This window comes from Pseudomonas sp. PS01270, from assembly GCF_029959775.1.
GTDB classification, from domain to species: Bacteria; Pseudomonadota; Gammaproteobacteria; order Pseudomonadales; family Pseudomonadaceae; genus Aquipseudomonas; species Aquipseudomonas atacamensis.
This window is the reverse complement of sequence record NZ_JASCPT010000023.1, coordinates 44,969-54,314: the sequence shown is the minus strand read 5'-3', so window position 1 is coordinate 54,314 and position 9,346 is coordinate 44,969. Positions and strand designations below refer to the sequence as shown.

The 9,346-nt window shown below is 52.3% G+C and carries 12 protein-coding genes; 4 read left to right on the top strand and 8 right to left on the bottom strand.

The window, feature by feature from the left end; all coding sequences use genetic code 11:
- Positions 1–152: 152 nt before the first annotated feature.
- The 3 genes from QMX86_RS10050 to QMX86_RS10040 all read right to left on the bottom strand — a co-directional run bounded on the left by QMX86_RS10050 (position 153) and on the right by QMX86_RS10040 (position 1,579).
- A complete protein-coding gene (locus QMX86_RS10050) occupies positions 153–572 on the bottom strand; it encodes a YMGG-like glycine zipper-containing protein (protein WP_024012287.1) in 420 nt (139 codons plus the stop codon).
- Positions 573–707: 135 nt separating this feature from the next.
- Positions 708–1,079 carry a hypothetical protein gene (locus QMX86_RS10045; protein WP_016773803.1) on the bottom strand — a complete coding sequence of 124 codons (372 nt, stop codon included), beginning with the start codon at positions 1,077–1,079 and terminating at the stop codon, positions 708–710.
- Positions 1,080–1,390: 311 nt separating this feature from the next.
- On the bottom strand, positions 1,391–1,579 hold the full coding sequence (locus QMX86_RS10040; RefSeq protein WP_024012286.1) for a hypothetical protein: 189 nt from the start codon (positions 1,577–1,579) through the stop codon (positions 1,391–1,393).
- A gap of 221 nt (positions 1,580–1,800) precedes the next feature.
- Here QMX86_RS10040 and QMX86_RS10035 point away from each other — a divergent pair, with 221 nt between their 5' ends.
- Positions 1,801–2,079: a hypothetical protein gene (locus QMX86_RS10035; RefSeq protein WP_122747084.1), complete on the top strand. Its 279-nt coding sequence runs from the start codon at positions 1,801–1,803 to the stop codon at positions 2,077–2,079.
- Between the two features lie 56 nt (positions 2,080–2,135).
- On the opposite strand, the gene QMX86_RS10030 is transcribed toward QMX86_RS10035, so the two are convergent.
- The 5 genes from QMX86_RS10030 to QMX86_RS10010 all read right to left on the bottom strand — a co-directional run bounded on the left by QMX86_RS10030 (position 2,136) and on the right by QMX86_RS10010 (position 4,945).
- Entirely contained in the window at positions 2,136–2,456 is a 321-nt protein-coding gene (locus QMX86_RS10030; protein WP_016773801.1) for a YbjQ family protein, read from the bottom strand.
- Between the two features lie 68 nt (positions 2,457–2,524).
- On the bottom strand, positions 2,525–3,805 hold the full coding sequence (locus tag QMX86_RS10025) for a Y-family DNA polymerase (RefSeq protein WP_016773800.1): 1,281 nt from the start codon (positions 3,803–3,805) through the stop codon (positions 2,525–2,527).
- Positions 3,792–4,223, bottom strand: a complete 432-nt coding sequence (gene umuD, locus QMX86_RS10020; protein WP_071171561.1) for a translesion error-prone DNA polymerase V autoproteolytic subunit — start codon at positions 4,221–4,223, stop codon at positions 3,792–3,794. Before umuD ends, QMX86_RS10025 begins: the two co-directional genes overlap by 14 nt.
- A gap of 137 nt (positions 4,224–4,360) precedes the next feature.
- Complete coding sequence (locus QMX86_RS10015) at positions 4,361–4,693, bottom strand: type II toxin-antitoxin system HicB family antitoxin (RefSeq protein ID WP_282383303.1); 333 nt, start codon at positions 4,691–4,693, stop codon at positions 4,361–4,363.
- Between the two features lie 18 nt (positions 4,694–4,711).
- Complete coding sequence (locus QMX86_RS10010) at positions 4,712–4,945, bottom strand: type II toxin-antitoxin system HicA family toxin (protein ID WP_309475472.1); 234 nt, start codon at positions 4,943–4,945, stop codon at positions 4,712–4,714.
- A 1,527-nt stretch (positions 4,946–6,472) separates the two neighbouring features.
- Between QMX86_RS10010 and QMX86_RS10005 the strand changes: the two genes are divergently transcribed.
- The 3 genes from QMX86_RS10005 to QMX86_RS09995 all read left to right on the top strand — a co-directional run bounded on the left by QMX86_RS10005 (position 6,473) and on the right by QMX86_RS09995 (position 9,330).
- Positions 6,473–7,330, top strand: coding sequence for a phage antirepressor N-terminal domain-containing protein (locus tag QMX86_RS10005; protein WP_282383301.1), 858 nt, complete (start codon positions 6,473–6,475; stop codon positions 7,328–7,330).
- A 109-nt stretch (positions 7,331–7,439) separates the two neighbouring features.
- Positions 7,440–8,228: a toll/interleukin-1 receptor domain-containing protein gene (locus QMX86_RS10000; RefSeq protein ID WP_282383299.1), complete on the top strand. Its 789-nt coding sequence runs from the start codon at positions 7,440–7,442 to the stop codon at positions 8,226–8,228.
- Between the two features lie 148 nt (positions 8,229–8,376).
- On the top strand, positions 8,377–9,330 hold the full coding sequence (locus QMX86_RS09995) for a hypothetical protein (protein WP_282383297.1): 954 nt from the start codon (positions 8,377–8,379) through the stop codon (positions 9,328–9,330).
- Positions 9,331–9,346 lie beyond the last annotated feature (16 nt).

The window sequence follows — 9,346 nt, the reverse complement described above, 5'->3', positions numbered from 1 at the left end:
GGAAACAGGCTGGTCTGGCTGCGGGACTGTCCCTGGATGTAGGCCATAACGAAAAATGCTCCGTATCTTTCGATACGGAGCATTTTCTTTGAGCGCTGCGCAGATTGCTAGGTTTTCACACAGTCTGGCCAGGCCGGGTTTTCGTTGATCGTTCAGCGATGTTTATTTTTGTGTTTGTTCTTGTGCTTGTGGCCGCCGGAATGAGATCCGCCGTCGTCGTCGCCAAGATTGTTACCTACCGCGCCGCCTGCTGCGCCGCCCAGGCCTGCGCCAATGGCGGAGCCGGTGGAGCCGCCGAGGCTGTTGCCGACGACCGAGCCGCCTGCCGCGCCAAGGCCGCCGCCGATCGCGGCTTCGGTGCGGTTGCGTTTGTTCGCGCCGACGGCACTGCCCGCCGCGCCGCCAACACCTGCGCCGACCGCTGCGCCCGTGCTGCCGCCGAGTTGTCCGCCAACCACATTACCCAGCGCACCGCCGAGACCACCGCCTACGGCAGCGGTGCCATCTCCGGCCGCCATCGCGCCCTGCGCCACGACCAAGCCAAAAAACAGTGCAGATAATGACAATCGCATATGAACCTCGCAGTTCCCGAAACGGGACAATCCGCCCAAGCGGGGCGTATGCAGATTGGAGATGATTTCGCAGGAAACGTTCAGCCATGAAAAAGCCCGACATCAAGTCGGGCTTCTTCTGACAGGCCATCAGTCTCAGTGGCGCTTGTGACCTTTGCCCAGGTTGCTGCCGACTGCGCCGCCGGCCGCGCCGCCCAGACCCGCGCCGATGGTGGCGCCGTTGCGGCCGCCCAGGCTGTTGCCGATCACCGAACCGCCGGCTGCACCGACACCGCCGCCGATCGCCGCTTTGGTGCGGCTGCCCTTGCGTGCGGCGACTGCGCTGCCCGCTGCGCCCGCGACGCCAGCACCAATGGCAGCACCGGTGCTGCCGCCCATTTTCTGACCGACCACGTTACCCAGCGCGCCACCCAGGCCACCGCCCAGCGCAGCGGTGCCATCACCGGCAGCCATCGCACCTTGAGCAACCAGAAGGCCAAGAACCAGAGCAGGCAGTGTTAAACGCATGACGAAAACCTCAAATAAACGGGATGACGAAAAGGAGCGGGATTTAATGCGCTCGGCGCAGGAAAGTCCAGACGCGGGCGGCAGCGTCGATTGGACCGCAATCAGGGAAAAGGTTTTATGCCGGGCAAAAAAAAGCCCGCTGGGGAGACGGGCTGGAGACTTGCTTTCTAACGGATGGCTTCACACTACGTTGGCCAACGTGAAAAGTTTGTGAAAAAAAACCGACATTAATGTCAATGCCTGCCAGAGATTTCAAACCCTATTCTTGCGCACATAAAAAACCCCGTTCAATGACGGGGTGCAGGATGAAATCACTTTCTGGTCCTTGCCGTGACCTTGGGCAGGAATTTCGCTTTCGGCCCTTTGGGGGCCGTGGATTTGATTTTGCCGATGCTGACCGGATCCTCGCCAAACCCCGACTGATACTCCGACTGACCGCAGCGCACACAGTTGTTGAATGAAAACTCAGCGCCATCATCTTCGATAAATGGACCTGACATAGACTCTCCCCTACGCAACCGGGCCGACACCGGCAAAACAGTTTTGCCTGGAAAATATCGTCCCTCAGCGCTTTTGAGACTAGCTGGTCACTACTGGACTTGCCGTCCAGAAAGGCTGATCACCGACGAATGGAAAAAAGTGTCGCGAGCGATCATTCGCTAAAGATTTCCATCGAACGGCCGCTGCCCTGACTCCTACCAATGAATCTCAAGGAGAGATCATGCAGATCAATGGATTCCCGAACATGCCAGTCGTAAAACTCACGGACGAGCAGATCGCTGCCGGCAAGGCCGGTGCGGAAAAACTCAAGGAAAAGATCGCCTCGGGTGAAATCACCATCAAATACCCGGACAAACCGCTTCTCCAGCCGGGCGTCGTCTACCATCCCAGCGAGCCAGCGCCATCGGCGCAGCCTGACGGGACACCGCCCCTCGTTGCCATCGATACACCGCTGACCTATGACGCAAGAGGTGCTGTGTCGCTCAAACCTCAAGGCTGATTGACGCGAAAAAAGCCCATTCCTCGTGCGAGTGGGCTTTGCCTTCAACGCAATGATCAACGCAGCTTCACCGCCGTTCCGGTGACAAACACCACGACCATGCCACCCTTGCCTGCCGGCATGCTGATCTCAAAATCCACGCCAACCACCGCGTCAGCCTGCAATGCCCGCGCCCGATCTTTCAATTCATCGGTTGCCTGAATGCGTGCTTCTTTAAGAGCCCGCTCCAACGTCTGCGAGCGCCCGCCAAAGAAGTCGCGCATGCCGGCGAACATATCGCGGATCACGTTGACCCCTTGCACAGACTCGGCGCTGACAATGTCCAGATAGGCCGTGATCTGCCGCCCCTCGACGGAATGGGTGGTGGAAATGATCATGAAAGTCGTCCTTTTACTGCAAAAGTGAAGGCGGCGATTGTAACGCGGCACCAGATCTGGCCCGTGCCTCAATTGGATTTAACCACCCACAATTGATCCAGCTTCGTCGTAAAACTCGAACTCATCATCTCCCGCCGCATGCCCCAGGCCGGATCCGCCGGCACACTCCCCGCTCGCAACGTTCCATGCCCCCAGCGCTGATTGATCTGGTCCAGCACGCCCATTACCCTCTCCGCCGCTTGAGGTTGGGACTGTGCAAACAGGTCTTCGGTAAATTCTCCGGGCTGTCGCAGATCCATCAACAGCACCTCAGCCTTGCTGTACTTGAACCCCGGCCGGAACAATCGATCAATCGCTTCGCTCGCGACCTTGCTCAGCAATCGCACATCATTGGTCGGATAAGGCAACTCGATCAGCGCGCCATTGGCGTACTTGGCCTCCTCGGGATTAAACATGCCGGTGCGGATACTCACGCGGATCTTCTTGCACAGCGAATTCTGCGCGCGCAGCTTTTCCGCCGCTCGGTGCACATAAGTCGCCACGGCTTCCTTGATCGGTTCGATGGTAGTCAAACGGTTGCCAAACATGCGGCTGCTGCAAATTTCCTGCTTCGGCGGTTCTGTTTCCGACAGTTCCAGACAGGATGTGCCGCCCAGTTCGCGCGCGGTCTTCTCGATCACCACGCTGAACTTGCGCCGCAGTGTCCACGGATCGGCCTTCGCCAGGTCCATCGCGCTTCTGATCTGCATGCTTTCCAGATGAGCTTTCATCCGCCGCCCGACGCCCCACACTTCACCGACATCGGTATTGCGCAGCACCCAGTCGCGTTTGGACGGATCGCAGATGTCGACCACGCCGCCGGTATGCGCTTGCAAGCGTTTGGCAGTGTGGTTGGCGAGCTTGGCCAGCGTTTTCGTGGGGGCGATGCCGACGCCGACCGGGATGCCGGTGCGCTTATAAACAGCAGAGCGGATGGTGCGGCCAAACGCGGTCAGGTCCCCAGGGATGCCGCTGAGATCGGCGAACGCCTCATCAATGCTGTACACCTCGACGGCCGGCACCATGGATTCGATGATCGTCATCACCCGCTCGCTCATGTCGCCGTACAAGGCGTAATTACTGCTGAACACCTGAATGCCATGGCGGCGCAAATCATCGCGAATCTGGAAATACGGCGCGCCCATTTTCACAAAGGGCTTCGCGTCATAACTGCGCGCAATCACGCAGCCATCGTTATTGCTCAGCACGACAATCGGCGTCTTCGCCAGATCGGGCCGGAACACTCGCTCACAGCTGGCATAGAAGCTATTGCAATCGATCAGCGCGAAGACCTGCTCACGGTTTGCCATGGTCGCGCACGCTGTAAGTCACCACACCCCAGATCACCAGCTCATCCCCTTCCATCACGTAGCGAGGCGGGTATTTGCTGTTGGCCGAAAGAAGGATGACGGTGTTGTCGCGCATGTGCAGGCGCTTGCAGATGGGTTCGGAGTTGAGACCGGCGATGACGATATCGCCGTGCTCGGCATTCAGGCTGCGATCGACGATCACCAGATCACCGCAAAATATCCCCGCGTCCTGCATGCTCTCACCCTCGATCTTCGCCAGATAAACGTGCGGCGCACGAATATCAAAAACCTCGTCCAGAGAGATGTGCTTTTCAATGTGATCAGCCGCAGGCGAAGGAAAACCGGCGGGAATCCGAAACGAATACAGCGCAAGCTTTTCGCCCGCGCCTGACAAAGGGCCGAGGATGGTGACGCTCATGATACGAACCTGATAGTGAATTTACTGTATGCGCATACAGTAAACTCGGGACGGTTCGGAGGGTCAATGAGGCGTGTAGGAGATTTCGACGGGTGACAGGGTTTTGTACAACTTCTACTGAGAGCCAGATTTCGCCACTACGCGTGGACCTCACGATCGAGCACGTCTGCAACCCATTGATTGATGCTCTTATGGGCTAGCTGCGCCTTTACAGCGACCGTCGCATGCAACGCTGGCGCCAAGCGCAGGCTGAGATTCCCCAAATAGGGTTTCTGCGGTGCGCGACCGAGCCTGGCGCAGGTATCGAGATAATCAGTCACGGCCTCCTGGAACGCGTTCCGCAGCTCTGCGACCGACTCACCATGGAATCCGACGACGTCCTTGATACCGGCGATATGGCCGACGAAGAGGCCGTCTTCGTCACTGTATTCAATACGGGCGGCATAGCCGTTGTAGTTCATTACGTTCACGGGATGACTCCTGCTTGCTCAAGAAAAGCCCGAGCGTCGCGCACCTGATAGGGCTTTGCTTCTTTGTCTGGGTGGGGCCGGTGAAAAAGTCACGACCACACCGTTCAATTCAAAGCGCACTCTTGAACCATTGCCTTCAATGGTCTGGGCGCCCACTGCGCCGAAGAGCGATTCCATACGCACCCACTCCAAGTTATTCGGGACCGGCCTTGAAAAAATAGCTTTGAGCGTGCCGCGCTGTTTGTTGTTCATGGTATTAGATCATGATACCGCGATGGTAGGGCAACTGGGGCAAACCGCAATTACGAGGAGAAAGCCTGCTTTCTGCGGGAAACGTATTTCCTGATGAAGCCGCTGCAGACTGGTACGGCATCAGGATAACGAGAGACTCAATGCGCGGTTGTAGGCAAATTCTCGGAGTTGTGTGAGGAAGAGCGACTTTTCCGTTTCCGACAGGCAGAGTTCTTTTCCGAGTATCAGAATTGGGGAACCGCGATATAGCACAGATATTTTGGCGAGAAAAAGGTGAGGGAGCTGTGCTCTTGGCGCACCATCCAAGACACAAAAAAACCGACACTGAGTCGGGTTCGTTTTATTAGTCGTTTTTGGCTTCCAGAAACGCAAAACCCCTGAAAACTTTAACGTTTTCAGGGGTTTTGTCGTTTCAAATTTGGCGGTGAAGGAGAGATTCGAAACTACCCGTTTTCGATTTTTGAAACCTACCCCCCCGGTTTATAAGGGCTGCAGCCCGGTCGTCTGTCCAAAATCTGTCCCAGATCTGTCCCATGGCTGTCCCAGAGGAAAAACGCGTTAGGACGTAAAAACGGTTCGCAGTGGGAGTTTTTGCATTTTATGTTCAGCCATGGGAAAAAGGTAATATTGGTAATGTGGGTAGCGGTAGCCGCTGGAAGCCTTCAAAACCGGGGCTTTGGTAGGTTTTAGCAAAGGTAATAATCAGGTAAGTAATAGGTTAGAAAATTACCTTTAAGCTTGGTAATCCTTCATCAGCGTCAAACCCAGTAAAATCGGGCACTTCGGAAAATATTACCTTCAGCCTTACCTAAAATTACCCCGTGAGGTAATGACGGAAAGCCAAGCGCCATAAGGGCTGCAGGCCGTTTCTATACTCCGCTTACCAAAATTACCTTTTTCCCAGCCCTCATCTGGAAATAGGCATGTTGAGTATGGGGAAAAACACGGTCGCTTGCCGATCAGTTAATTTTTCAGATGTCGGATCGGACCCGCTTACCTGTTCAATTCGAGTGCAGTCTTGTGAAAGCTGTGCCAAGGCCGAGAGCGGGCCGCAGCGTTGTGCTTTAGGGCGTTGCGGCTGTATTGCTCGGGCTCCCTGCATCCGCGGAGCACCCTCTGAACTTGAGCGATCACAAATGAAAAGTCGCTTAAACCAGAGTTTTTGAGCAGGTCCGCCAGCCAGGCCGGGAGCTGCAGCGGGCTCCCGTTGCAAGCCAGCCATGAACGAGCTGTGCAACGCCGATGCATTTTTCTTCCAAAATTTGCAAACCGTGAAATGCGAAAGCACCTGTGCTGCCCCACGGCTGGCGCGGGTTACAGGGGCACTTGCACTAATTTTGAATTTGCACAAAAAAAGGACCTAAGGCCCGTTGGCGGGAGGGGGATAAGTGCTTTTTCAGGAAGTTTTTTTGGTGGCGACAGAATTTCGGACGACCAACGATGATGGCGATCAGCCCACAACTCACGCAGAATTCAAACCAATCGGCGATACCTCTTGGATACTGAGAATCTGCGTAAGGACGCGAAATGCAAACACAGCTAATGTCAGTCCCTTTTTACGATGACACCATTGTTCTGGTGGGCAAAGAAAACGAGCCATATGTAGCAATGCGACCAATTGTTGAAAACATGGGACTGGGTTGGTCAGCGCAGCGAATCAAGATAGCGGAGCGGTTTGATTCAACCGTGTCGGAAATCGACACGGTTGCTGAGGATGGAAAAATCAGAGGCATGATCTGTTTACCGCTACGTAAGCTTCCCGCCTGGCTCTATTCCATCAGCCCAAACAAAGTTGCTCCCGAATTACGCGACAAAGTCCTTCAGTATCAAGAGGACTGCGACGACGTTCTGTGGGACTACTGGACGAAGGGCAGCGCCGTGCGCTCTGTGGCACCAAATGTCAGCCAACAGATCGCTCTTTCACGGCATCGAGTAGCCCTATTGAAAGAGCTGCACAGAAACCGAGACAACGGTTTGCGGGTTGCATTGCACGAACAATTAGCACAGATATCTCGGCAGTTGGGTCTGTCTGTGCCTGCACTTGAGACGATCGGCTTAAGCGCTCCGGGTGCTTGCGATGTAGTCAAACGGTTATGGGATGCCCTAGAGATCTTGGATCGTAAAGGTGAAAGGTACAATCACGCCCCGTGGATGAGCGGGATGATTTATCTAAAACTCCCACACTTGGCCAAGCTATTTGAAAAGCACAGCATCGTCTTGCACTTCGACTCGGCGCTGCGAAATGCGATGAAAGCGAGTAAACAGCCACGGTACGTAACGAACGGACCGAAAGGCAGCTCCATTGAAGGAAAATCGATACGCTGCTGGGTTTTCGAGGGGCCGCTTAGGACTGAATCTAGCTTCGACGAACTTCTCTCCCGCTAAAAGAGAACCCGCCAAATGACGGTTTTTGTAGCTTGGCTCGACGCTTCACCTACTGAATCGGTAGCTTGATGCTAGGATAATCGCTCATAGAACAAATGGAGGTATCGCAATGACGAGCATTTTTTTAAGCCACAACTTCAATGACAAGCCATTAGTCGAACCCGTAGCAATTGAGCTTCGAAAGATTTTCGGTCAGGAGAACGTTTTTTATGATGCTTGGTCCATTAAACCAGGTGACAGCATTATTGAAAAAATGAACGAAGGCCTAACATCTCCGGACTTTGTCCTATTTTTCGTGACTGAAAAAAGTTTAAATAGCAACATGGTGAAGTTAGAATGGCAAAGCGCGCTATATCAAGCAACCAATGGAAAAGTCCAATTCATCCCCATCCGCGTAGACGGATCTGCGATGCCCGCTATAATCATGCAAAAATGTTACATCGACATGTTTACACATGGGGTGCCTTCCACAATTGAGAGCATAATCAAAATAGTTCAAGGCGAATCAAACTATACTCCCCAGCATGAAAATTTTTCGAATATCACTTTCAGTGTCTCAGGTGATCCTGCAAAGAAACTAAAGGTAACCATCAAAGCATCTCATCTACAGGAGTCAAACCCGAAATTCATGTTTCTATTAAGAAACCATTATGAAAATGTATTTCTCTGGATAGAAGGCGCGGCAGCCGCAAATACAGGCCCGGATCAACAACGCACAATTGATGGCATAGGAGAAGTCGGCAGTAAAATTTGCGCACCGCTGACGGGCACTATAAGACCGAACTTCCCAATGATATTTACTCTTGAACCAAAAGATGGGACTGGCAGTGTAGAGCTTCTAGGTGTAATGCACGAAACTTCTTCTAATTACTTCTATACAATCCCTCACTCCGAGTGACCCAATCACCTTGTACTTTAAAAAAGAAAATAACCTATTGGAAAAATCACTTAGAGCCGACTAGGATCACAACCCGACATCAATCTACACGCACCAAATCATCTCAATTTGAGATTTGTGCAAGACAGAGAAACTACGAGGGATTTGAATGAGCACAATGGAAGATGTATTCAGTAAAATATCTAAAATTGACATTTTAAAGATGTCAGACGCTGAAGCATTGAACCTACTTATTTCCATCTCATCGCTAGGCATCGCGGCCTTGTCTTTGGCGATAGCGTTAATCGTTCTATTCTACGCAGCCTATCAATTCCTATTAAAAAGAGGCTCAAAATTTTACGGCACCTTCTCAATATCCCGTAGCGTATGGAGCAATCAAAGTTATGTTGGGGAAGTAATAATAGAAAACACTAAAGACAAAGCTGCCACGATAAGTACAATATATCTAAGGATCGGAAGAAATATCTATCTTGAACTCGTAGACTACTCAAATTCCCCACGAATTGTAGCCCCATTCGAAACTCTTAAAATCGGTTTCCACGAAGGTGTTTCAGGTTATATCTCTTCGACTTTCAAAGTCACCATCGACTCCATGCTTACAGACCACAAGGTGCGTAAGACTTTAGTAATAGCCACACCACAAGGAATCTCAATAGTTAAAAGATACAAAACAATTTGGAACATTTACATAGAGTCGCTAAAAAACTACTTCATCATCCCTGTTCATCCGGTAAAAAAATATCACAAAGAAAAATACTACAGCGACGCACTGCAGTACATTGTAAGCATTACAGATAATGTAGGAACACCTGAAGAACACCGACTTTACCGTGACGCAACCTACACGATAATGGGCAACAAGATAACAACGAACGATTTCTCTAGCACCGATGAGCTACGAAGCGCTCTTGCAACATCGAAAGCAGCATCCTGCACTATAACTGTAGAGCGAGCAGGTTATGACTATAATGATTATGATAGCTACGAGGAAGCAGCTATCAGCCACCACGGGCTTTTCAAAACTTTCGTGATCGGCACCATTTTCACCAGATTTCAGAGCCTAGCACTGCACCTTAAAAATAAAGCCAACAAAAAAAAGTAATACTCCAATCGCTCAT

Excerpts from the sequence above, each read along its gene's own strand:
- QMX86_RS10050 (WP_024012287.1), bottom strand. The coding sequence starts at position 572 with ATGCGATTGTCATTATCTGCACTGTTTTTTGGCTTGGTCGTGGCGCAG.
- QMX86_RS10045 (WP_016773803.1), bottom strand. The coding sequence starts at position 1,079 with ATGCGTTTAACACTGCCTGCTCTGGTTCTTGGCCTTCTGGTTGCTCAA.
- QMX86_RS10040 (WP_024012286.1), bottom strand. The coding sequence starts at position 1,579 with ATGTCAGGTCCATTTATCGAAGATGATGGCGCTGAGTTTTCATTCAAC.
- QMX86_RS10035 (WP_122747084.1), top strand. The coding sequence starts at position 1,801 with ATGCAGATCAATGGATTCCCGAACATGCCAGTCGTAAAACTCACGGAC.
- QMX86_RS10030 (WP_016773801.1), bottom strand. The coding sequence starts at position 2,456 with ATGATCATTTCCACCACCCATTCCGTCGAGGGGCGGCAGATCACGGCC.
- QMX86_RS10025 (WP_016773800.1), bottom strand. The coding sequence starts at position 3,805 with ATGGCAAACCGTGAGCAGGTCTTCGCGCTGATCGATTGCAATAGCTTC.
- umuD (WP_071171561.1), bottom strand. The coding sequence starts at position 4,223 with ATGAGCGTCACCATCCTCGGCCCTTTGTCAGGCGCGGGCGAAAAGCTT.
- QMX86_RS10010 (WP_309475472.1), bottom strand. The coding sequence starts at position 4,945 with ATGAACAACAAACAGCGCGGCACGCTCAAAGCTATTTTTTCAAGGCCG.
- QMX86_RS10005 (WP_282383301.1), top strand. The coding sequence starts at position 6,473 with ATGCAAACACAGCTAATGTCAGTCCCTTTTTACGATGACACCATTGTT.
- QMX86_RS10000 (WP_282383299.1), top strand. The coding sequence starts at position 7,440 with ATGACGAGCATTTTTTTAAGCCACAACTTCAATGACAAGCCATTAGTC.
- QMX86_RS09995 (WP_282383297.1), top strand. The coding sequence starts at position 8,377 with ATGAGCACAATGGAAGATGTATTCAGTAAAATATCTAAAATTGACATT.